Origin of the sequence: Shewanella sp. AS1, from assembly GCF_021412565.1 — a bacterium.
Taxonomy (GTDB): Bacteria; Pseudomonadota; Gammaproteobacteria; order Enterobacterales; family Shewanellaceae; genus Shewanella.
The window spans coordinates 38,844-61,240 of the sequence record NZ_JAKCLJ010000007.1 but is presented as its reverse complement, the minus strand read 5'-3'; the positions used below and the strand labels follow the sequence as shown (position 1 = coordinate 61,240).

The 22,397-nt window shown below is 49.7% G+C and carries 20 protein-coding genes and 1 riboswitch; of the genes, 5 read left to right on the top strand and 15 right to left on the bottom strand.

Going from position 1 to position 22,397, the window contains the following annotated elements; genetic code table 11:
• Window positions 1-50: 50 nt before the first annotated feature.
• The gene (locus LZP69_RS11020; protein WP_234200629.1) at window positions 51-1,622 is read right to left on the bottom strand and encodes a BCCT family transporter; all 1,572 of its coding nucleotides are present in this window, start codon (window positions 1,620-1,622) and stop codon (window positions 51-53) included.
• Window positions 1,623-1,961: 339 nt separating this feature from the next.
• Here LZP69_RS11020 and folM point away from each other — a divergent pair, with 339 nt between their 5' ends.
• Complete coding sequence (gene folM / locus LZP69_RS11015; RefSeq protein WP_234200628.1) at window positions 1,962-2,669, top strand: dihydromonapterin reductase; 708 nt, start codon at window positions 1,962-1,964, stop codon at window positions 2,667-2,669.
• A gap of 83 nt (window positions 2,670-2,752) precedes the next feature.
• Here folM and moeB read toward each other — a convergent pair whose 3' ends face one another.
• Together moeB and moeA are read right to left on the bottom strand one after the other, a co-directional pair.
• Window positions 2,753-3,523 (bottom strand): molybdopterin-synthase adenylyltransferase MoeB, encoded by a 771-nt coding sequence (moeB, locus tag LZP69_RS11010; protein ID WP_234200627.1) that lies wholly within the window; start codon window positions 3,521-3,523, stop codon window positions 2,753-2,755.
• Between the two features lie 15 nt (window positions 3,524-3,538).
• Window positions 3,539-4,777, bottom strand: coding sequence for a molybdopterin molybdotransferase MoeA (moeA, locus tag LZP69_RS11005; RefSeq protein WP_234200626.1), 1,239 nt, complete (start codon window positions 4,775-4,777; stop codon window positions 3,539-3,541).
• Between the two features lie 277 nt (window positions 4,778-5,054).
• Between moeA and ftnA the strand changes: the two genes are divergently transcribed.
• Window positions 5,055-5,579: a non-heme ferritin gene (gene ftnA, locus LZP69_RS11000; RefSeq protein WP_234200625.1), complete on the top strand. Its 525-nt coding sequence runs from the start codon at window positions 5,055-5,057 to the stop codon at window positions 5,577-5,579.
• Window positions 5,580-5,659: 80 nt separating this feature from the next.
• Here the strand turns inward: ftnA and ribB are convergent, their stop codons facing one another.
• Entirely contained in the window at window positions 5,660-6,313 is a 654-nt protein-coding gene (gene ribB, locus LZP69_RS10995) for a 3,4-dihydroxy-2-butanone-4-phosphate synthase (protein ID WP_234200624.1), read from the bottom strand.
• Window positions 6,314-6,480: 167 nt separating this feature from the next.
• Window positions 6,481-6,697, bottom strand: a riboswitch (FMN riboswitch).
• Window positions 6,698-6,835: 138 nt separating this feature from the next.
• Here ribB and LZP69_RS10990 point away from each other — a divergent pair.
• Entirely contained in the window at window positions 6,836-7,105 is a 270-nt protein-coding gene (locus LZP69_RS10990) for a GIY-YIG nuclease family protein (protein ID WP_234200623.1), read from the top strand.
• Between the two features lie 128 nt (window positions 7,106-7,233).
• Here LZP69_RS10990 and LZP69_RS10985 read toward each other — a convergent pair whose 3' ends face one another.
• The 5 genes from LZP69_RS10985 to LZP69_RS10965 form a co-directional block, all read right to left on the bottom strand.
• Window positions 7,234-8,052 (bottom strand): DUF4097 domain-containing protein, encoded by an 819-nt coding sequence (locus LZP69_RS10985; protein ID WP_234200622.1) that lies wholly within the window; start codon window positions 8,050-8,052, stop codon window positions 7,234-7,236.
• A gap of 219 nt (window positions 8,053-8,271) precedes the next feature.
• On the bottom strand, window positions 8,272-10,113 hold the full coding sequence (locus tag LZP69_RS10980; RefSeq protein WP_234200621.1) for a M14 family metallopeptidase: 1,842 nt from the start codon (window positions 10,111-10,113) through the stop codon (window positions 8,272-8,274).
• Window positions 10,114-10,241: 128 nt separating this feature from the next.
• Window positions 10,242-13,391: an efflux RND transporter permease subunit gene (locus LZP69_RS10975; protein WP_234200620.1), complete on the bottom strand. Its 3,150-nt coding sequence runs from the start codon at window positions 13,389-13,391 to the stop codon at window positions 10,242-10,244.
• 9 nt (window positions 13,392-13,400) lie between these two features.
• Window positions 13,401-14,558 (bottom strand): efflux RND transporter periplasmic adaptor subunit, encoded by a 1,158-nt coding sequence (locus LZP69_RS10970; protein ID WP_234200619.1) that lies wholly within the window; start codon window positions 14,556-14,558, stop codon window positions 13,401-13,403.
• A 333-nt stretch (window positions 14,559-14,891) separates the two neighbouring features.
• Window positions 14,892-15,572 (bottom strand): DNA-3-methyladenine glycosylase I, encoded by a 681-nt coding sequence (locus LZP69_RS10965; RefSeq protein ID WP_234200618.1) that lies wholly within the window; start codon window positions 15,570-15,572, stop codon window positions 14,892-14,894.
• 175 nt (window positions 15,573-15,747) lie between these two features.
• On the opposite strand from LZP69_RS10965, the gene LZP69_RS10960 reads away from it, so the two are divergent.
• Window positions 15,748-16,386 (top strand): glutathione S-transferase family protein, encoded by a 639-nt coding sequence (locus LZP69_RS10960; RefSeq protein WP_234200617.1) that lies wholly within the window; start codon window positions 15,748-15,750, stop codon window positions 16,384-16,386.
• A gap of 24 nt (window positions 16,387-16,410) precedes the next feature.
• Here LZP69_RS10960 and LZP69_RS10955 read toward each other — a convergent pair whose 3' ends face one another.
• Together LZP69_RS10955 and hemG (LZP69_RS10950) are read right to left on the bottom strand one after the other, a co-directional pair.
• Window positions 16,411-16,941: a thioesterase family protein gene (locus LZP69_RS10955; protein ID WP_234200615.1), complete on the bottom strand. Its 531-nt coding sequence runs from the start codon at window positions 16,939-16,941 to the stop codon at window positions 16,411-16,413.
• Window positions 16,942-17,104: 163 nt separating this feature from the next.
• Complete coding sequence (hemG, locus tag LZP69_RS10950; protein WP_234200614.1) at window positions 17,105-17,638, bottom strand: menaquinone-dependent protoporphyrinogen IX dehydrogenase; 534 nt, start codon at window positions 17,636-17,638, stop codon at window positions 17,105-17,107.
• Between the two features lie 247 nt (window positions 17,639-17,885).
• Here hemG (LZP69_RS10950) and LZP69_RS10945 point away from each other — a divergent pair, with 247 nt between their 5' ends.
• A complete protein-coding gene (locus tag LZP69_RS10945; protein WP_234200612.1) occupies window positions 17,886-18,191 on the top strand; it encodes an ArsR/SmtB family transcription factor in 306 nt (101 codons plus the stop codon).
• An 18-nt stretch (window positions 18,192-18,209) separates the two neighbouring features.
• Here the strand turns inward: LZP69_RS10945 and hemG (LZP69_RS10940) are convergent, their stop codons facing one another.
• From hemG (LZP69_RS10940) to pepQ, 4 genes are all read right to left on the bottom strand, one after another.
• Window positions 18,210-18,737 (bottom strand): menaquinone-dependent protoporphyrinogen IX dehydrogenase, encoded by a 528-nt coding sequence (gene hemG, locus LZP69_RS10940; protein WP_234200611.1) that lies wholly within the window; start codon window positions 18,735-18,737, stop codon window positions 18,210-18,212.
• On the bottom strand, window positions 18,737-20,194 hold the full coding sequence (locus LZP69_RS10935; protein WP_234200610.1) for a TrkH family potassium uptake protein: 1,458 nt from the start codon (window positions 20,192-20,194) through the stop codon (window positions 18,737-18,739). Before LZP69_RS10935 ends, hemG (LZP69_RS10940) begins: the two co-directional genes overlap by 1 nt.
• A 117-nt stretch (window positions 20,195-20,311) precedes the next feature.
• A complete protein-coding gene (locus LZP69_RS10930) occupies window positions 20,312-20,926 on the bottom strand; it encodes a YigZ family protein (RefSeq protein ID WP_234200609.1) in 615 nt (204 codons plus the stop codon).
• A gap of 10 nt (window positions 20,927-20,936) precedes the next feature.
• Window positions 20,937-22,259 carry a Xaa-Pro dipeptidase gene (gene pepQ / locus LZP69_RS10925; RefSeq protein WP_234200608.1) on the bottom strand — a complete coding sequence of 441 codons (1,323 nt, stop codon included), beginning with the start codon at window positions 22,257-22,259 and terminating at the stop codon, window positions 20,937-20,939.
• Window positions 22,260-22,397 lie beyond the last annotated feature (138 nt).

Below are 22,397 nucleotides of genomic sequence, written 5' to 3'. Positions count from 1 at the left end.
AGGAGACTACTTAGTCTCCTTTTTTACTCAACAGCTTAATGCTAAAAACTCTAGAAACGCTCGGTTCGCATCCCTTTAAGCAGGCTGACACACATCAGCAGTAGGATCACGGTAAAGGGCAATGCGGTGGAAATCGCCCCCGCCTGCAGCGCCTGAATCGCCTCCGTTCCGCCTATCCAGAGCAGCGCAATCGCAATCGCGCCCTCAAGCAGTGCCCAGAACACACGTTGTGGTACTGGTGCATCTATCTTGCCGCCTGCGGTAATGCTGTCGATCACCAGAGAACCCGAGTCAGACGAAGTGATAAAGAACACCAGCACCAACACGACCGCGATAATAGAAAGCAGCACACCAAATGGCAGCACATCAAACATCTCGAACATGGCCAGAGGCACATGGGTCAGTCCGTTTGTCCCTAACTCGCCTATCTTGTTCACCACCTGATCGATTGCCATGCCGCCAAAGACAGACATCCAGATTAAAGTCACAAAAGTCGGCACCAGCAGCACGGCGGTAATAAACTCACGTACGGTACGGCCCTTGGAAACACGGGCGATAAACATGCCCACAAAAGGTGACCAAGAGATCCACCAGGCCCAATAGAATACTGTCCAGCCCTGGAACCAGGCTTCATCGGTACGGCCATGGGGATTACTCAGAGGAATAATATTCTCAACATAAGCCATCAAGGTGGTGGGAATCGAGCCCAGAGTCACGGCATAACCAATCATTGCCACTAAGATAAGCAGTAAAAATGCCACTATCATATTGATGTTACTGATCACTTTCACACCGCCATCAATCCCCCTAACAACAGAGACTACGGCAAGCAGGGTCACGGCGATAATCACCACAATCTGCAGCCCCATGCCGGCATCGACACCAAAAACATGATGGATACCACTGGCCGCCTGCTGGGCACCTAAGCCTAGAGAAGTCGCCAAACCGAACAGGGTGGCTAGCACGGCAAGAATATCGACAATATGTCCCGCCCAGCCCCAGGCTCTGTCACCCAAAATAGGATAGAAAATAGAACGAATAGAGAGGGGTAATCCCTTGTTATAGGCGAAGAAGGCTAAAGAGAGCGCCACAACACCATAAATGGCCCAGGGATGCAGTCCCCAGTGGAACATGGTGGCGCCAAGGGCCAGTTTTGCTGCTTCCGGAGTATTAGGTTCGACCCCGAGTGGCGTCTCATACCAACCGGTAAAATAGGCCACAGGCTCGGCGACACTCCAGAACATCAAACCTATCCCCATACCGGCAGCAAACAGCATAGAAAGCCAGGAGATAAAAGAGTAATCGGCAGTGGCTTCTGTTCCCCCGAGTCGAATTCGACCGAAAGGAGACACAATTAAGGCGAGACAGAAGAGGACGAAGATATTGCCAGACCAGATAAACAACCAATCGAATGCGCCGATAATCTTCCATTTGACCCCATCGAGTACACTCTTAGCAGTGTCGGGATCGGTTAGCAGTGTTGCAAGCAGGAAGGCGAAAATCAGCCCCGCACTGACCCCAAAAACCGGGTTATGTACATCGAACCCCCACTTCTGAACATTGTCTTGACCTATCGTATAATCGGTACTGTCTATACTGTATTTATCAATACCCTTTGTCATTGATTCTCTCCATTAACGCGTAGAAGAATCACCACCAGAAAATCAAGTTTTCAATCGAAAATGATTTGAACTCATAGTAATCCACAAAATAGTGTTACCTTTCATTGTAACGATCATAAGTTCAACGTCCAACAATATAGCGGTTTTTGCGACATACATTGGACAAAAAAGCCCATATCATGATTCTACAGCAGCAATCTTAAGTGTTTCGCCAAAACCAACTCATTAGAACACTAACTAATAACAAGATGATGGTTATTATCAACAGAGATAAAAACCGATACAAATTGGGGCTTTCTTGATTAAGATAGAATCAGACAAAAATAGATAAGGAAGAGTATGCAGCCCAGAATATTGATCACAGGTGTCGGTAAGCGGATCGGCCTCTACCTCGCCAAGGCTTATCTTGCCCGCGGCTATCAGGTGATAGGTACTTTTCGCCGTCGCTATCCTAGCCTGGTAAAACTGGAACTGGCGGGTGCCGATCTCTATCAATGTGATTTCACCCAGGCGGATGAGATAGAAAAGCTGATCCAGGCTGTGATTGGCAAATATCAACATCTGGATGCCATCATACATAACGCCTCACTCTGGCTAACCGATGATGATCCCATCGGGACTCATGCCATTATGGAGCAAGTGATGCAAGTGCATGTAAGCGCGCCCTATCGGCTTAATCTGGCCTTTGCGCCGCTGTTAATTAACAGTCCACAGCAAGCCGACATTATCCATATCACTGACTTTGTCGCTCAAAAAGGCAGCCAGAAGCATATAGCCTACGCAGCCAGCAAGGCGGCACTGGAGAATCTAACCCTTTCCTTCGCAGCAAAATACGCACCAAAAATCAAGGTGAACAGCATTGCGCCGGCCTTGATCTGTTTTAATGAAAATGATGACGATGCCTACAAACAGAAGGCGCGGGGTAAATCTTTGCTGCAAAGAGAGGGAGGCGAAAACGAGGTATTACAGGCCCTGGATTATCTGCTGCAGAGCCACTATATTACGGGGCGATCATTGCCACTGGACGGCGGCCGTCATCTTAAATAGCCAAAGAGTCCGTGGAACTAAAATGCTTCTGCCCCAAGATTTAGGCCTGGGACAGACAACAGAAACGAACAAAAAGTAAATACTCACTCACTGCAAACAGCGCAATCTGGCTTTTTCAACAGTTTCATTTCACGAAATTCCATGGTCATGGCATCCACCATCAAGATGCGGCCAACCAGGGGTTTTCCCATCCCGGTCAGCATCTTGATCGCCTCAACAGCCTGAAGACAACCTATCATGCCCACCACAGGTGCCAGGATGCCCGACTCGACACAGGTGAGTTGCTGATCGCCAAACAGCTTGCTGTAGCAGAGGTAACAGGGGCTGGTATCGGCATAATTAAACACTGTCACTGTGCCTTCCATGCGGATCGCTGCCGCGGATACCAGAGGCACCTTGTGGGCGAAACAACTTTTATTGAGCTGCTCTCGCACCGCAATGTTGTCTGTGCAATCCAGCACTAAACTGTGCTCTGCCACCAGCGCATCTATCTCTGGATCGTCCAGCACTGCATTGATCGTGCTTATCTCAATATGGGGATTAAGCTGGGTCAGTGTCTCTTTAGCCGACTCCACCTTAGGCTGGCCAATATTATGATCCTGATGCAGTACCTGGCGCTGGAGGTTTGACAGTTCAACGGTATCGAAATCCACCAGGGTCATCTTGCCTATGCCGGCCACAGCCAGATACTGAGTGGCGGCGCAGCCCAGACCGCCGGCACCAATCACCAGCACCTTGGCCAGCTTGAGTTTCTCCTGCCCCTCAAAATCCATCGCCTTAATAGAAATATGGCGACTATAGCGCAAGATCTCGCTATCGGAGAGGATCTCATCATTGTCTATTTCTGAATGCATCTTCACAGGCCGCCACTAACAGAGCACAGAGTTAAAAGGTTCGACCGTCACCAGAGAACCGGCCGGGGTATCGCCCTGATCCTGCTGCAGGATCACGAAGCAGTTTGCCAGACTCATGGAGGTCAACATGCCAGAGCCCTGGCCACCCGTGATGCTCACCTCAGCCTCGCCCTGGGCATTGGTGCTTAAGATACCGCGCTGATATTCGACCCGCCCCGGAAACTTTCGCAGATCGCCGGCTAATTTAGCCTGCAACTGTACGGGTTTAGCCTGGGGTAGCCCCTTCATCTTATTGATCAGCGGCCACACCAGTTTGTAGAAAGTCACCATAGAGGAAACAGGGTTCCCCGGCAAACCGCAGAATACCGCCTCACCGATACGGCCGAAAGCAAAGGGTTTGCCCGGCTTCATCGCCAGCTTCCAGAAGGTGATCTCCCCCTCTTCATCGAGGATCTGCTTGGTAAAGTCTGCCTCACCGACCGAGACACCGCCAGAGGTGATCACCATATCGGCATCGGCAGCTGCGGTTCGAAACGCCTGACGGATAGCTTCAGGATCGTCTTCAATCACGCCTAAATCTTTCCACTCCACATTGGCGCGGCTGAGTAAGCCCTGAATGCTGTAACGGTTGGAATCGTAGATCTGTCCTGGCGCCAACTCAGTGCCCACAGGGCGCAGTTCATCACCTGTGGAGAAAAATGCCACCTTTACCTGTCGGCTGACTCTGAGCTGACTCACCCCGATTGTCGCTAACACGCCCATTTCGGCGGCACCCACTAAGGTACCCACACTCAACACCTTGCCACCACTGCTGATCTCTTCACCGCGATAGCGAACATTGGCGCCCACGCCTTTAGGCGCTTCAATCTGAATCAACTCGCCATTGGCAAGCGTCTTCTCCTGCATCTGCACCGTATCATAACCTGCGGGCACAGGTGCTCCGGTCATGATACGCACACAAGTGTTGGGCTTAGCCTCACCCTCGAATGGGTGGCCTGCAAAGGCATGGCCTATCATGGTTAGCGTTTGATTATCCTTTAGATCTTCAAAACGAAACGCATAGCCGTCCATCGAGGAATTATTAAAGGGTGGCAGATCTATGCTGGAGGCCAAATCTTCTGCCAGCACACGACCAAGTGCATCAGACAGTTGCACGACTTCAGTTTCATACAGGGGATGTACCTGCTCAAGAAGTTTGACTATGGCTTCATCTGGATGTAGCAGACTGGACTGCGAACAGGGATCGGTTTTCATGAAACACACCTTGGATATGATTTAAAGCGAATATTAACGGCCATTATGCCACGCTCAGTCGAGAAGACTATGATCTTAACGCCAGTTTTTGACCTAACCCACTCACACTAAAATGGCCGTCGATGACACGGGCCGCCCAAACAAGAGACAAGGGTCGACATCAAGATAGCAACACTTATCATTTGCATTTAAAAACATTAAGTTAAGTAAATTTCGTTGCATTTGTCTAATGGCTTTTACACAATGAGGCTGAAGTTGTTTTCAATAAGGATTTACTATGCTGAAACAGACAATGATCGATCAGTTGAACGAACAGATAAATGTCGAGTTCTTCTCCTCAAATCTCTACCTACAGATGAGCGCCTGGTGCGAAGACAAAGGCTTTGAAGGCGCTGCAAAATTTATGCGCGCCCACGCCGAGGAGGAGATGCAGCATATGCATCGCCTTTTCACTTACGTTAGCGAAACCGGAGGCATGCCACTGCTTGGGGCCATAGATGCACCACAGGCCGAGTTTGATTCTCTGCTCGCACTGTTCGAACTGACCTATGAACATGAGCAGATGATCACTAGTAAGATCAACGCCTTGGCTCACGCTGCATTCACAAATCAGGATTACTCCACCTTCAATTTCCTACAGTGGTATGTGTCAGAGCAGCACGAAGAGGAGAAGCTATTTAAATCTATCGTGGATAAGATACGACTAGTTGGCGAAGATGGTAAGGCGCTCTTCTTTGTCGATAAAGACCTTGCCCAAATGGCAGTCGAAGAGTCGGCCAGCATAATGACGGCGCCGGTATAAGCCTTCTGAGGTGCAAAAAAGGGCAGAATCACTCTGCCCTTTTTACTTACGCCGCAGCACGAAAAAACGCTGTTAAACCCTTAGCTTGCCTGCGCCAGCTGTGATTTACGGTACAGCACTATATCTTCTATGGTCAGTACCGGCATCTGGTGCTGCTGCCCAAAAGCGATGATCTCAGGCAATCTTGCCATTGTACCATCCACATTGGTCACTTCACAGAGTACACCGGCCGGCTTTAATCCCGCCAGCTGCATCAAATCGATTGTGCCCTCAGTATGGCCGCGGCGCGTTAACACCCCACCAGGCTGAGCGCGCAGCGGATAGACATGGCCCGGGCGAGCCAGATCCCCAGGCACGGCATCATCGGCGATAGCGGCTTTAATCGTGGTTACGCGATCGGCGGCCGACACGCCAGTAGTCACCCCGACTTTGGCTTCTATGCTGACGGTAAAGGCTGTGCCATATTGGCTTGAGTTATCGGCCACCATAGGGGGTAACTCCAACTGCTTCACCTTTTCATCGGGCAGACAAAGGCAGACGATACCGCTGCACTCACGGATAAGCAGCGCCATCTGTTCGTTTGTCAGATGCTGGGCAGAATAGATAAGATCGCCTTCATTTTCACGATCTTCATCATCGACCACCAAGACCCCCTGGCCTGCGCACAGGGCGGTTAATGCCGCTTCGACACGCTCAAAGGCGTCACCAAAAGGAGAGAGTAAAGACTGATTCATGGTTAAATCCTTAGTAATGCTTATAAAATGGTTTTGTTCCAGAATCAGGGCGTACAGAAAATTCACGCCGTTCAGGCAAGGCCTGTCGAGCGCATAAGAATGGGGATAGACCCGCCATGCGCATACCAAGGGAAAGCCCATGGAGCGGCGGCAGAGTCACAACTTCTTACTATTCTCTTTCATCCGGACTGAGTACCAGGAAACCCCTGTACATTACCGTCGGCTCTGGACTGCTTTACGTAGTGTAAAGGTCACCAGATCTGCTGACCCTAACCCCAAGGTTCAACCTTAGACTTAGGCGCTCGCGGGCTTAAGTCTGACATACATACTCGTACTCTGACTATCACCGCCGGTGGGGAGTTTCACCCCGCCCTGAGAATTGCTACCTTATGCAGGTAGGCGCGCTAATGGTGCGCTAAATTAACCCAAATAACAAGGCTAAAGCGTGACAAGTATGGCCCCTATCACTTACCCTGCGGGGCAAAGATTCAGATCGGCTCATAGGCCAAGGCAGCAAGATTAATGACAGCATCGACCTGGTATCTCTATATGATTGAATGCCATAAGGGACAACTCTATACCGGCATCACCACAGACATAGACAGACGCTTTAAGGAACATCAGGCGGGCGGTATTAAGGCGGCGAAATTTCTGCGGGGCAAGGGACCGCTGAAACTGGTTTACCGGGAAACTGTCGGTGATCGATCTTTGGCGCTGAGACGCGAACTGGATATCAAGCGGCTCAGCAGAAGCGCCAAACTCGCTTTGATAGCACAAACAGCTTTGCAATAAAGGTAAAAACGCGGGGTGGGCGTTGGCTAATACTCAGCAGATTAAGCCCTGCATTAGCCACCGCGCCGGGAAGACTCTCCTTTTCGCAGCCCAAACAGGCTGTTTTCATCAGATCGTTGGCACAGGGCTCAGTCCATGCTCACGGGGCCATCTATCTTATCGAAACTCACTGAGCCTGAGCCTGACTCAAGTATCTTAAGTCCTTTACTCTGCTCCACACGGATATCGCCAGAGCCATCGTCTATGGTCACCATGCCCTGCACCGCTTTCACTGTCATAAAACCTGAGCCATCATCAATCCACACATCGCCCTTAACCTGCTCAAGCATAATGCCACCAGAACCATCGTTAATCTTCACTGAGCCAGCCACGTTGGCAATCTCAATATCTCCAGAACCATCTTCCAGATCAATAGCGCCGCCCACATTAGTTAGGCGTATCGCACCTGAACCATCGGTAATGTCCAGCGCCCTACCGCCTTCGATAGTCAGACTGCCTGAGCCATCGTTTATCTTCATGTCGGCATCGACGCCTTTTATCTCGATGAAACCCGAGCCATCTTCGATATCCAGCATCATCTGAGCAGGCACTCTCACCACAAGATCTATATAGGGAGAGTTGGAGAAGGAAACTGTAAAGGAAGAATCAAAATCGGCGATCAACTCCGCCTTATTGCCTGTACCCAATAGAGTGAGGGTCGGCTCAACCCCTTCATAGGTATAGATATCCGCGGCAACCTGCACCTGAGTCAGCCCCGCCTCCCCTATTATGGTCAGCGAACCTGCGCCGGTTCTAGCGACCAAGCTGGACAGATCATTGGCATCGATCACCAACTCCTGCTGCTCATGTTCACTGAAGGAGCGTGCATTGGCACCGTTAACATTGATGATGCAGCCCGAGAGCAAAATCCCAAAGGCAGGAACGAGTAGTAGAGGACGAAAATTCATGAGGCTTCCCTTTTGTTTCTGAGTCTTTATTCAATAGTGCGTTAATACAGCAGGGAGCGTGCCAAGTTTTTATCTATATGTTTTTAATCGGTTTAATTATGTTTCCATTAAAAGTTCTTAGTGTGATTAACCAGAAATTGGTAAATTTACTCCTCAAATAGGCACAAAAAAACGCAGACTAAGCTGCGTTTTTTTGGGGTATTCCTTTAGTGAGAAGCGTTATTCATCGCGCAAAACAGGGTAGACCCGATATTCCCTATCAAAATAGGGACTTCTTTCATAAAACCAACGCAGTCTCGCCTTGGGATCCGCGGCAAAATCTTTATCCTCAAGCGCCTTATCAAATTGCGTCTTCAACTTAGGATCTTGCTTCAACATCTCAGCCGCCATGGGCTCGACCGCATAATCTTCAATATATTCGGTGCGGGTGAAGATGGGATTAAAAAAGCCCCACTGCAATAAGGAGTCCGGCGATTGCGGCTCTAACAACAAGATAGCCAGATCCCCAAGTGGCTGACGGGTGTCGATTCTCACTGTTCCTGCGGGCAAGGTGATATCCAGTGGACGGGAAGTCACATCCGCCGAGACACGCTGACGTCCCTCATAATCTTTATCGGCAAAATTAACCTCAGAGAAATGGTACTGAGTCAGCAGCATAGATTTAGGCTGCTCCAGCCGGGTCATACGAATGCCGTGAGTTGCCAAACGGGAGATGACCGTCTGCCATTGAGGCAGTATGTAATAGGCCGCCGGACGACTCACCCGGATATCGGCCTGCGTATTACCCATCACGGGCAGGTTCTCATATAACTTGGGTTCGCCGCTCCAGCGCACCACGGTTTCACCACTGATGGGGCTCTGTTCCAGCTGGTAATCTATTCCCTTAAAATCCCAACCCTTAGGCTGTTTTACCGTTTTCCAGGTCAAAGGGATGCGCTTTAGATAGCTGTATCTATCCTGTTGAATCGCCGCCCTTAACGCCGTTGCCTGCTCGCCCACCAGCTTAAGTGTGGCCTCCAGCATCACATAGGTGCCCAGCACCCGCTGCTTAAAAGGTTTAAGGCTGTGATTCTCAATCAAGATAGTGGGCAGATGACGGGCATCACCATAGCCATTTGAGTAACGGGGCGAGGCGTTCCACAGCGACATCCCCTTAGTGATATCACTGTTATCCAAGGCAAACACCAGCGGGCCGGGAATATGCCCCTCATCGCTTAATGCCTGCTCCACAAAAGGGCGATACTGCTTATCCAGCCAGCGGAAGCTGGCCGGGCTCATCCCCTGGGACAGGTTATACCCGAAGGTCACATCGTATTGATAATCTATGCCATCGGTCACATGCACATCGATATAGAGATCCGGCTGCCAGCGATTGATCGCCCTGAGCATATGCTGCATCTCCAAGGCATCAGCCTTGGCATAATCGCGATTCAGATTGAGGTTATTTGCTGTAGTGCGCCAGCCCATATTTACCGGGCCACGCTGATTCACCCGGTTGTATTGGGTACTGCGCTCATGGGCATCGACGCTGAAAATCGGCACAAACAGCAGATTAGCCTGCTCAAGCAGTGCCGCCTTGGGGCCTTGTACCATATCCCTGAGCAGCATCATACCCGCATCTTTACCGTCTATCTCGCCCGAATGGATCCCCGCCTGCACCATCACAGTGGGTTTATCGTTCGCCTTAAGCGCCTCGGGGGTATCCGCGCCGTCACTGGAGGCGATAATCATCCAGATGTCCCGCCCCTGCGGGCTCTTACCCAGGGAGACCTTGTGCAACTTATCGCTGCTGGCGATCAGCTTATCCAGCCATTTAAAGGTATCTGTGTAACTCGGGCTGGTGATCAACCCCTGCTGTTCAAAGGGGGTCGCCCAGGGATCATCGGCGGCCTTAAGCAAGGCCTCGCTCTTGCCATGCCAGATAAGACTAGGCGGCAAAATGGCGTCATTGATATAGGTATCGGCGAGTTGAGGCTTAGGCGTGTCATCGCTTTCGACCTGAGCCGAAACATAAAAACTAGAAAAAAACAGCAGAGTCAGAGCAGAGAGTGGCAAACGCATAGTGAAGTTACCTAACGGCTTATTATTTGCCCTTCATCTTTCATGAAAATCCAATTAAGTGCAACTCCTCTCCTTCAATAAAAAACCCAGTAATTACTGGGTTTTTTATTAAGTTAGACTCAGATGCCTTACTCTTTATCGGCTATCACTTTAGCCGTATCACTCGCGCCATTGCGCTCACGTTTGCTAAACAGACGTTCGACGATGACGAAGAAGATAGGAATAAAGAAGATCCCCAGGAAGGTCGAACTCATCATACCGCCCAGCACCCCGGTACCGATAGCGTTCTGACTGCCTGAGCCCACGCCTGTACTGATAGCCAGCGGCACAACCCCAAGACCGAACGCCAAAGAGGTCATCAGAATAGGACGCAGACGCACTCGCACCGCATGCAGGGTCGCCTCCACCAGAGACGCCCCCTTCTCGTAGTATTCCTTAGCAAACTCGACAATCAAAATCGCGTTCTTGGTCGCCAGACCGACTGTAGTTAACAAGCCCACCTGGAAGAACACATCGTTAGGGAGCAAGCGACCATTCATAGCCAGCAGCGCACCAATGATCCCCAGAGGCACCACTAAGATCACCGCAAATGGCACCGACCAGCTTTCATACAAGGCCGCCAATACCAAGAAAACCACCAGAATAGACAGGGCATACAAAGCCGGTGCCTGATTACCCGACAAACGCTCCTCATAGGAGAGACCGTTCCATTCGACACCAAAACCGGGTGGTAACTTCTCGACCATGGCTTCGATATCATTCATGGCGGCACCCGTGCTGTACCCCTGAGCCGAACCACCCTGGATATTGACCGCGGGCAAACCGTTAAAGCGTTCCAATCGGGGCGAGCCGTATTCCCATCTGCCAGTCGCAAAGGCAGAGAATGGCACCATCTCTCCCTTGCTGTTGCGTACATACCAGGTATCGAGATCCTCAGGTTGCATACGGTACTGAGCATCGCCCTGAACGTAGACTTTTTTCACCCGACCACGATCGATAAAGTCGTTAACATAGCTACCACCCCAAGCGGTACCCAATACGCTGTTTACCGCATCAATATCAATGCCTAAGGCGCGTAGCTTGGCATGGTCGATATCGATTTTATACATGGGGGCATCTTCCTGGCCATTAGGACGCACCCCAACCAGATTGGGATTTTGCGCCGCCATACCCAGCATCATATTCCTTGCTTCGATCAGCTTGTCGTGACCTTGGCCATTCTTGTCCTGCAGATAGAGATCGAAACCATTGGCCGTCCCCAGCTCAATCACAGCTGGTGGAACGAAAGCAAACACGAAGGCTTCTTTTAGCTGCATAAAGGCGCCCATGGCACGACCCGCCACAGACTGAACATCTTGTCCCGCTCCCTCACGAACAGCCCAATCTTTTAGGCCGACGAAGGCGATACCCATGTTCTGGCCACTACCGGCAAAACTGAAACCAGAAACACTGAAGACTGAATTAACATTGTCGCCTTCCTGCTCAAGGAAAAAATCGGTGACTTTTTCCATCACCTTCTTAGTGCTTTCCTGGGTCGAGTTAGTCGGCAAAATCGCCTGAGTGAACAAAATCCCCTGATCTTCATCGGGCAGGAAGGCGGTCGGCATACGCATAAAGATCCAGCCCACGGCCACGGCTATGCCAACATAGATAAGCATGACCCGGCCGGTGCGCTTAATCATAGAAGCAACACTTGACTCGTAACGAGAGGTCATGGCGTCGAACTTACGGTTAAACCAACCGAAGAAACCCGTTTTAGCGTGACTCTCACCCTTGGCGATTGGCTTTAACATGGTGGCACACAGAGCCGGCGTTAAGATAATCGCTACCATCACTGACAGGGCCATCGCCGAAACGATAGTCACGGAGAACTGACGGTAAATGACCCCAGTCGAGCCAGACATAAAGGCCATAGGCACAAACACAGCCGACAGGGTTAAACCTATCCCCACCAAAGCGCCGGTGATCTGATCCATAGACTTACGTGTCGCTTCTATCGGGCTTAAGCCCTCCTCCTGCATCACACGCTCGACGTTCTCGACCACCACGATGGCATCATCCACCAGCAAACCGATGGCCAGCACCATGGCGAACATGGTCAAAGTATTAATTGAGAAACCGGCGGCATTTAAGATGGCAAAGGTACCAAGCAATACCACAGGTACGGCAATGGTCGGGATCAGGGTTGCGCGGAAGTTCTGCAAGAAGAGGTACATGATCACAAATACCAGTACAACCGCCTCTAACAGGGTATGCACAACACCTTCAATGGATTTTTCCACGAAGGGCGTGGTGTCGTAAGGGTAAACCACTTCCAACCCTTGGGGAAAGAAGGGCTGCATCTCGGCAATCTTTTCACGCACAGCTTCCGCGGTTGCCAGAGCGTTTGCCCCCGTTGCCAACTGAATACCTATGCCCGCCGCGGGTTTACCATTGTAAAAAGACTCAACCGAGTAGCTTTCAGCCCCCAGTTCCACTCTGGCTACATCTTCTAAGTAAACTTTAGCGCCCGATGTGTCAGACTTGATGATGATCCTTTTAAACTCTTCCGGTGTTTGCAAGCGACTCTGAGCCGTCACAGTCGCATTCAACTCCTGCCCGGCAATTGAGGGGGCGCCACCTAACTGGCCAGCCGAGACCTGAGCATTCTGTTCTCGGATAGAGAGCAAAATGTCAGTGCTGGTCAGGTTATATTGTGTCAGCTTTAACGGATCGAGCCAGATACGCATCGCATATTGTGCCCCGAAAAGCTGAATGGTTCCCACACCAGCAACGCGGCTCAAAGGGTCTTGAATGTTAGCACCGACATAATCGGCAATATCATTTTTCGCCAGAGAACCATCCGATGAAACAAAACCCACCACCATCAAGAACCCGGCGCTGGATTTGGCCACATTCACACCCTGCGCTTGCACTTCTTGAGGCAACAAGGGCATGGCCAATTGCAGCTTGTTCTGAACCTGTACCTGGGCGATATCGGGATCGGCTTCGGCATTAAAGGTCAGAGTGATCTGCGCGTTACCAAAACTGTCACTGGTGGATTTGATATATCGCAGATGGTCAATCCCCGTCATGCGCTGCTCAATCACCTGGGTGACTGTATCTTCCATGGTCTTAGCGGATGCGCCTGGATATATCGCGCTGATCACCACAGTTGGCGGTGCAATACTGGGGTACTGTGACACTGGGAGTTTCATGATAGAAAGCACCCCAGCCAACATAACGATAATCGCGATCACCCAAGCAAAGATAGGGCGATCGATAAAGAAACGAGCCATAACTTTACCCTACTTCTGTTGCTTGTCTGATTGCATGTCGCTTAATGGCTTACCAACGACTGGCGCACCTGGACGAATTTTCTGTAGCCCTTCAACAATAAGTTGATCCCCAGCGGCTAACCCTTGGGTAATACGCCACTGATGATCGATCACCTCAGCCGTGGTCACAACGCGAGGCTCAACCTTATTATCGGCGCCAATCACCATAGCAACGGCCTGGCCCTTGCTGTTTCGCGTGATCGCCTTCTGTGGAACCAAAATCGCCTCTGGGTCGGTGCCAGTATTCAATACCGCACGAACATACATACCCGGCAGCAAGATACCATCCGGATTTGGGAATTCGGCACGGAGTGTTACCGAACCGGTATTTTCATCCACGTTCACTTCAGAGAAACGTAATAATCCACTGTGGGGATACTGGCTACCATCTTCCAGAATTAAGGTAACATTTGCGTTATCCGCAGCCTGCAGCGCCCCTTGTTTAAGTCTGCTCTTTAAACGCAGTAGCTGAGCACTGGACTGTGCAATATCAACATTGATGGGATCGAGCTGTTGAATAGTCGCCAACATCTGGCTTTGATTGGCGGTAACTAGGGCACCCGGCGTCACATAAGACTTACCGATACGACCCGAAATAGGCGCCTGAACCTGAGTATATTCCAGATTAATCTTGGCCGTGTGCAAGGCAGCCTTAGCCACCATTACGCTGGCAATCGCTTCCTTATAAGCCGCATCGGCGTCGTCAAAATCCTGCTGACTGATGGCATTGGTTTTAATCAGTTCCTGATAGCGCGCCGCCCTCGCCTTGTTTGATGCTAAGCTGGCATTGGCTCTGGACAGGTCAGCCTCAGCACTGGCGAGTGCCGCCTTATAGGTCGAGGGATCTATCTGATACAGGGACTGGCCCTTCTTCACATCGGTTCCCTCAACGAAACCACGCTCCATTATGATACCCGACACCTGAGGACGCACCTCTGCCTCGAGAAACGCTTTACTGCGCCCAGGCAGTTCCACCTGAATCGCTTGTGCTTGACTCACGACCTTGATCACCCCAACTTCGGTACTTCTGGGGGTTGCTGCAGCCTGGCCTTGTGCCTCTTCCTTACCACACGCTGTCATCCATAACGCCACACTTATAACTGAGGCAATTTTCACTATTTGCCGCATGAGAACTCCTAATCAAGGTCACAATAAAAAGCACTCTTTGATAACATTTTATGTTAATGAGAGGCTTTTAGATGTGCTGTTTATATTTAAAAAATATGAAAGAGCATTTATCTCACACCTTACCCGAGTCAACAAGCGACTAAATTGAGGAGTTTTGTAAGTTAATGCAAATATTTATTTTAAACCATTTCACAAAGTTAACCTCAGGTTAAAACACGCCAACCGATTAACCTATACGTAACTTACCCATTAAAAACGTCTTTTTGCAGCATAATGCACTGGGGTAAAATGAAGACAAAAACCAGCAAGAGTATTAGCTCGGCTAGGCATTAACTAAAGTCGGTTATCCCCGACACTGCAAGCCAGAACGCGGCTAATTTCAGCCAATGAGTATCCGGACTCCTGCTGCCATAGATTAAATGCCGCCTGCACCTGAGCTAAGCCCGCCTTGGAAGTGAAACCATAGTTGATCAATTTATGAGCCTGAAAATAGCCCTTAACATCATCAGTTAACAGAAAAGTATCCTTACCTATGGCTCGCAGAAAATAGGGGCCTGTATTACCGCCTAGGCGACAACCTAAACGTTTTAACTCGTTCCACAAGCCGACAATATCGTCACCGGGCCAGTTAGCGATAAACTGGGCGAAGCTGCCATGCTTGATGGCGATGTCATGCACCATCAGAGCATTATCATAGATGGCCATCGTCTTCTTGAGGTGGCGAATAAGCGTCTCGTCGCTCGCCCTCTGTTGCAGCTGCTCAGGGGAAAGCATCAGGACTTTTTGAGGTTCAAAATCGAAGAAGGCTTTTTCGTAGGCCGGCCATTTATACTCGACCACACGCCAAACAAAGCCGCACTGGAATATCTTCTTGCTCATCTCAGATAACAGCTGCGCATCACTGTAGTGAGTTAAGGCTTCATTGGTCAGCCCTTGAGGCAATAATAAACGTAGCGCTTCTTCGCCCCCCTTACGCTCACAGGCGCGTTGGTAAATCGCTGCAAAAGATTCCAAATTATCCCCTCTGATAAAAGATGTGCACTAAGCGCCTGAGTCCAAAAACATCATGCCGAACACCAGTCCAGCCTAGCAGCGCACTTTTGCATGATTCTGGCGCCATATACAGCCAGAATCAGCCAATAACAACTAAAGTTAAAGTATCCAAGCCGATTTCGGAGCGTCAATCAAGATGGAACTGTTTTACCATCCCTTGTCGCGCAACTGCCAAACTGTGCTTATCGCTCTGTATGAGAAACAAGCTCGCTTCATGCCCAGAATAGTTGCTATTGAGGACCCAAATATCAGGCGACAATTTATCAAGCAACATCCCTCCGGTCGCCTACCACTGCTTAGAACCGACCGAGGCGATTTTCTACCCGAACCCAACATTATTATCGAATACCTAGACCATCAATACCCATCGGGTACACAATTAATTCCTAAAGAGTTTACCCAGGCATTACAGGTGCGTTTGCTGGAACGACAAATAGATATCGACCTAAATAATAAGCTGTTTTTGCTGGAACAAAAACAGTTATCCCTAGATACGCTGCCTCTGATATTACAAGGATTGAAGAATGAGATCCAAACCACCCTGGCTCATTTAAATCATCGTCTTCATGGTCGGCACTGGCTATGTGGCGATCATTTTACTTTGGCCGATTGCGCACTCATCCCCTGCCTGATGGCGGCAAAAAACCAGTTCAAACTCTATCTCTATTATGATTTAGATAAATACCTGCACCTAGCCGAAACCCGTGGCGCCTGGATACAGGTTCAAGAGGAGATAGAGCTCACCTCAAGGCTGACAGCCTGCCCCATCCCCTAGCCCAAAACAACGAGGTTTAAACTCTCACTGATTACGCTGCTTCTTCAGGGTAAGAAAGGCTTTCCATTTTTCTACTTCTGGCGGTAATGCCGGCGCCTCCTGGTCAAACCCAATCTCGGCGAGCATCTGGGATATAGGCACCTGCTTGCGGCCACACACAAAAATACCACGCACATGCACTATGCAGTGCAGCGCCCTATCGCTGACAAATCGTTGTTCGATATAAAAATATTTCTCATCCCAGCCAACGACCCGGCTCTCTATCTGAAATTTGTGCAGAGGCTTGATATCTCGGATATAGGTAAATTCCGCCGCATTCACTATTGGCATCCATTTAAGTTTCAAAAAGCGTTTCAACAGCCCCATCTCGGCCAACATGTGAGTTCGGGCCAGATCCATGAAGGCGGGATAACGAGAATTGGTCAGATGAAAATTAATATCGCAATCGAGTGGCAAGGCACGAAAATCGATAAGACTCGTGCCAAGAAAGTCGATTCGTCGGCAGTGCCTGATCCGCCAGACCAGCAGCCAAAACAAACGAAAATAGAGGTTCATACATTCGCATCCCTTTAAATGAGCCCCACAGGCTAACAGAGGTCATACCAGATGGCAAGCCAGAATATTCAAGTTAACTCTCTGATGATTGGCTGGAAATCATCTGCTCAGAGAAACAAAAAGAGCCCTAGGGCTCTTTTGTGGGATGCGAAACTGAGACGGCCTAATCGGCTAACTGTCGCAGATGGTCGGCATACAGATCCACATCCTGCCAATCGGTATAATCAATAACCGCTTTGGGATCTGTCGGCCCATCTGTCATCTTCATGATCAAGCGAATCATCAAGGCGTCATACCAACGCCAGGAAGGGTAATCGACTTTACCAGCGATCACCTTGACATCTTTAGGCTTCCAGGGAGAAAGCTCGATAAATTTCTGCAGGTATTTGTTGTTTTCCGGTATGCGCTTTTCAGGGTTGCGGGCCACCACATTCACACTGAAGAAACTGTTCGGCTTGGCCTCGAGCTGCTGCTGATATTGATTAGCAAAGGCAAATACCGACTTATCATAACTGCCGTAAAGCACGCAGGCGCCGAGGGAGACAGCATGGTATTTTGCCCAATCGATAGAGGCGCCATCTGAGACCTTAACCAGATCACACTGATCGCCCTGACTGCGGATGCGCTCAGCCATCGCCTGAGTAATTTTTGCGGTATGCCCACCACGGGAATAATAAACAATTAAAACGTTAGCCATAGCCTGTCCATCCGGGAAAAAAGATAAACTATTGTGGCAATAAAGCCGGCACGATTCATGACGGCGGATCACAAATTAATTAAGACTTTTGTGAATTATGCCACCTAATTAAAATTTTTTTAGCTATAAAATAATGATATTCAAAGCAATAGGAATTCACACCCATAAAGCCCGTCTGGGTTATTGCTTCTACCAGATCAAGTTATTAGAATAATCTAATAAATCAAACCATAGAAAGAGTGAGTATATGCGAAAAGAGATAGATGTTGAGACTATGGTCACTAACGCTCAGACTGCGGCCAAATGGTTAAAAGCCATCGCCAACCCCTATCGACTCATGATCTTATGTCAGCTCTTGGAAAATGAACTGAGCGTAACCCAGTTGAACGAAACCGTTCCCTTAAGTCAGTCCGCCCTGTCGCAGCACCTGGCGGTACTGCGCACTGAAGATCTGGTTGCTACCCGAAAAAGTTCACAGGTTGTCTATTACACCCTGAAAAATGAGCAAGTAACCGAAGTGATCTCCATTCTTTACAAGCGTTACTGCAACTAAACCCCGCCCGGTGTGCCTTTACTTACCACTAAAGGCACGGGCAAAGGCGTCTACCCCATCCCAATCGGTAAACTCATAGCAGCCTTGTGTATCTGTCGGCCCCTTGGTCAGCCACATGATAAAGCGGATCATGACCTTGTCGAAGAAGCGGTACTTGGGATAATCGATCTTACCGGCAAACACACCTAACTGCTGCGGCTGCCACAGAGAGAGTTGTAGGAACTTTTTCATATAGGGGTTAGTTTCTGGCGTATTCTTAAGCGGTTTACGCGCCACCACATTCACTGTGAAAAAACCATTCTTCTTACCATTAAGCACTGCACTATGACGGTTCACATAGCGGTATAACTCGGGTCTATGCTTACCGTAACGAATACTCGCACCAATAAGCACATTATCGTAATAGGAAAGGTTGATCCCTTGGGCCTCTTCTAGAGACACCATAGTCACACGCTGATTTTCCGACTCACAAACCGTCGCTATCTGATCGCAAATACGCTTGGTTTGACCATCAACAGTAGAATAAATAATTAATGTACGACTCATTAGTTCTTCCAAAACGTCGGGGTAAATAATACTAACAGGGTAAAGACCTCTAATCGGCCAAATATCATGGCGACCACCAGCACCCACTTCTCACCATTCCCAATGCTGGCATAGTTACTGGCAACCTCACCCAGACCGGGCCCCAGGTTGTTTAAGCAGGCGGCGGTCGCACTAAAGGCGGTAATGTCGTCCATACCGAGAGCCATCAAGATCAGCATGCAGATAACGAAGACCAGAGCATAGGCGGAAAAGAAGCCCCAAACGGCATCGATCACCCGGTCGGGCAGCACCTTGCCACCGATACGGATAGAGAACATGCCGCGAGGATGGATTAAGCGCTTTAACTCGCGAGATCCCTGAAGCAGCAGTAACACCATACGAATAACCTTAATTCCACCCGCAGTTGACCCACCACAGCCGCCAATAAAGCTAGAGAAAATCAGCAACATAGGCAGAAACAGCGGCCACATATGAAAGCTTTCGGTACCGAAACCCGCTGTGGTTGAAATCGACACTGCCTGGAACAGCGCAAAATCAAAGGTCTCCTCTGCGCTGTCATAGATACCGGAATGATACAGAGTAATAAAGCAGATCAGCGTCAGCACCAGCTGGATCAGGATTAACGCCTTGAATTCGGCATCACGGAAATAGACTCGCAGGTTGATCCCCCTGCGGGTAAATGCCGCAAAATGCAGGCTAAAGTTCAGTGCCGCGATCAATAGGAAAACCACACATACCATATTGATTGCCGTGCTATTGAAGTAACCCATGCTGGCATCGTGGGTCGAAAACCCGCCGATAGCGATAGTGGAAAACGAGTGGCAGATAGCATCGAAGACATCCATTCCCGCAACCCAATAGGCAAAGGCACAGGCCAGGGTTAACGCCAGATAGATATACCAGAGCGCCTTGGCTGTCTCGGCTATCCTGGGGGTCATCTTACTGTCTTTGACCGGCCCCGGGATCTCGGCGCGGTACAGCTGCATTCCCCCAATCCCCAAAACCGGCAAGATGGCCACGGCTAACACAATGATCCCCATACCGCCCAGCCATTGCAGCAGATGTCGGTAAAACAGAATCGCCTTCGGCAGGCTGTCTAGGCCGACTAATACAGTCGCCCCTGTCGTTGTCAGTGCCGAAAATGATTCGAACACACTGTCGGTAATAGACAAATCCGGCTGATTGGAAAAGATAAAGGGCACGGCACCGATAGAACCCAGCACGCCCCAGAACAGCACCACCAGCATAAAGCCCTCACGGGTGCGAAGATCTTTCTTATGGTGGCGATTCGGGTACCAGAGCAGGAAGCCCATAATTAAGCTGAGGGAGAAAGCCTGAATAAATGCGGTACCGCCACCATCTTTATAGATGACGGCAACTAATGCGGGAGGCAGGAGAGACAAAGAAAAAAGGCCCATCAAGAGACCCGTGATCCTTATTATTGTTCTATATTGCATCTAGGCTTTCTAATCATCCATTCTTGGCATGGTTTTCATGCGGCATTTTCGCACAGTTTTATACACTTGTTGTAAAAATTTGTCCTGCAAGTGCCACATCCTGCTGCTCGGCAGAAATCAATCATCCAAGGTCAAAGTCATCTTTCCCTGGCTTAGTGTGGCTAACTCCTGCTGCAGCTGCTGGCGGTAGCCCTTAGCAATGGCGAAATGCAGCATCACCTTGTCGGTAAACACGCGATCGAGAATAACCGCCTCACAGCGATCGAGAAAATACTCAACATCTTTAAGTTGATGATAGTCACAGATTAACTTTGCCGGATAACGCAACAATTTTAGCTCGGTTTGCAGAGATAGCAGCCCCTGTTTGATCCCCGAGCTATAGGCCCGAACCAGCCCACCTACACCCAGCTTAGTGCCACCAAAATAGCGTATCACTATGGCACCAATCTCGCCTATATTGGCACCTTGCAGACTTGCCAACATAGGACGGCCAGCACTTCCGGCGGGTTCACCATCATCGCTCGATCCGATAGCGACCAGATCATCGGGTGCGCCGGCCACAAAGGCATAACAATAATGATTAGCTCCAGGATAGTCACGCCTGCAGTTTGTAAGTGCTAACTTCATATCGTTTTCACTGGTGCAATGAAACAGCAAGGAGATAAAACGGCTGCGTTTTATCTCCTCTTCTACCACCAAGGGGGCGGCTGGAATTAAATAGCTTTCGGCCAAAACCTACCCTTTAGCCATTTAAGCCGAAATCGCGGGTCATGTTCTCGTTGCGATCCTGATGTACTATCACATTGTCCTCGATACGAATGCCACCGAAAGGACGCAGTTGATCCACCGCTTGCCAGTTAATCTGAGATGCACGCTGATCCTGTTTTAGCCCCTCTAACAGGCTATCTATGATGTAGATACCCGGTTCTATGGTCAGCACCTGATTAACATCCAGGGTGCGAGTACAACGCAAGAAAGGGTGCGCTTCAGGGGCTGCGACATATAAACCCGTGTCGTTACGCAAGAAGCCGCCCATGTCATGGACCTGTAAGCCCAGCATATGCCCCAGGCCGTGAGGGAAGAAGACACTCGTAATCCCTTGATCAACCAGACCCTGTCTGTCGCCGGTTGCCAGGTTGAAGTCGAGCAGGATTTGCGCCAGCTTATGGTGAGTCGCTAGGTGTAAGTCTGGATAGCTGACACCGGGCGCCATCATATTGATGATCTCCAGCTGCAGTTTATCCATGGCTGCAATCAGATCGCAAAACTGGTTTTTCTCAAAGGCATAGGTACGGGTAATATCCGCTGCATAGCCATTAAATGCCGCACCCGCATCGATCAGAAAGGATAATCGCTGGGCAGGCACCTTATGTTCCAGCGCCGTGTAATGCAAAATCGAGGCGTTACGGTTAAGGGCGACGATATTGCCATAGGGCATCTCATTTTCACCCTGATCCGTGGCCGCCAGATAAGCCTGCTGGATCTGAAATTCACTGGCACCGCTGTAAAAAGCGCCCTTCGCGGCTTCATGGCCTTTAACTGCAATCTCGTTAGCGCGGCGCAAACAAACCAGCTCATATTCGGTTTTGGTGGCGCGATGATAATGCAGATAGTTCAGCACGGCTTCTGCATTGGCACTACCAAATCCTAAGGCGTCGGCCAGATCGACATTCTCACCTATGTAACCCCAATGATTGAGGTTTTTAGGCAAAAACTCGGCAACTTTATCGGCCTTAGTCAGGAAGTGAATATCGAATGCATCGGCCCAAAAATCATTGGGCTCATCGGCAACCTTGTGCCAGAAATCCACCGGACGATAAAAGATGAGCTGAGGCTTGTCCTGACCATTGACTATCAGCCAACAATGAGGGTTATCCACCACAGGCAACCAGGCCTTAAAGTGCGGATTTACCTTAAAGGGATAATCCATATCATCAAGAAACTGGCGCAGAGGCTGGCCAGAATGGATAACCAGGCCGCTCAGCTGTTCACGGGCAGCTATCTCAGCGACACGACGATTCAGCTCTGCTATATGTTTTGGGTAGAGGGACGCTAAATTTTCCATCTATGATTTCCTATTATTCTTTTATTGGGTCACTCGCCAATCGCCGGAGGCGGATATCTGAGACGCTGATCACAGAGTCTACCACAAAGCGTGATCCTCAACCTAACCAAAGAAAATTAAACAGGTGTTTTAATTGGT

Coding starts and splice junctions, on each gene's coding strand:
- ribB (WP_234200624.1), bottom strand. CDS start 6,313: ATGAATCAGTCTTTACTCTCTCCTTTTGGTGACGCCTTTGAGCGTGTC.
- moeB (WP_234200627.1), bottom strand. CDS start 3,523: ATGCATTCAGAAATAGACAATGATGAGATCCTCTCCGATAGCGAGATC.
- ftnA (WP_234200625.1), top strand. CDS start 5,055: ATGCTGAAACAGACAATGATCGATCAGTTGAACGAACAGATAAATGTC.
- folM (WP_234200628.1), top strand. CDS start 1,962: ATGCAGCCCAGAATATTGATCACAGGTGTCGGTAAGCGGATCGGCCTC.
- pepQ (WP_234200608.1), bottom strand. CDS start 22,259: ATGGAAAATTTAGCGTCCCTCTACCCAAAACATATAGCAGAGCTGAAT.
- LZP69_RS10960 (WP_234200617.1), top strand. CDS start 15,748: ATGGAACTGTTTTACCATCCCTTGTCGCGCAACTGCCAAACTGTGCTT.
- LZP69_RS10980 (WP_234200621.1), bottom strand. CDS start 10,113: ATGCGTTTGCCACTCTCTGCTCTGACTCTGCTGTTTTTTTCTAGTTTT.
- LZP69_RS10975 (WP_234200620.1), bottom strand. CDS start 13,391: ATGGCTCGTTTCTTTATCGATCGCCCTATCTTTGCTTGGGTGATCGCG.
- hemG (WP_234200611.1), bottom strand. CDS start 18,737: ATGAGTCGTACATTAATTATTTATTCTACTGTTGATGGTCAAACCAAG.
- LZP69_RS11020 (WP_234200629.1), bottom strand. CDS start 1,622: ATGACAAAGGGTATTGATAAATACAGTATAGACAGTACCGATTATACG.
- LZP69_RS10945 (WP_234200612.1), top strand. CDS start 17,886: ATGCGAAAAGAGATAGATGTTGAGACTATGGTCACTAACGCTCAGACT.
- LZP69_RS10970 (WP_234200619.1), bottom strand. CDS start 14,558: ATGCGGCAAATAGTGAAAATTGCCTCAGTTATAAGTGTGGCGTTATGG.
- LZP69_RS10985 (WP_234200622.1), bottom strand. CDS start 8,052: ATGAATTTTCGTCCTCTACTACTCGTTCCTGCCTTTGGGATTTTGCTC.
- hemG (WP_234200614.1), bottom strand. CDS start 17,638: ATGGCTAACGTTTTAATTGTTTATTATTCCCGTGGTGGGCATACCGCA.
- LZP69_RS10935 (WP_234200610.1), bottom strand. CDS start 20,194: ATGCAATATAGAACAATAATAAGGATCACGGGTCTCTTGATGGGCCTT.
- LZP69_RS10955 (WP_234200615.1), bottom strand. CDS start 16,941: ATGAACCTCTATTTTCGTTTGTTTTGGCTGCTGGTCTGGCGGATCAGG.
- moeA (WP_234200626.1), bottom strand. CDS start 4,777: ATGAAAACCGATCCCTGTTCGCAGTCCAGTCTGCTACATCCAGATGAA.
- LZP69_RS10990 (WP_234200623.1), top strand. CDS start 6,836: ATGACAGCATCGACCTGGTATCTCTATATGATTGAATGCCATAAGGGA.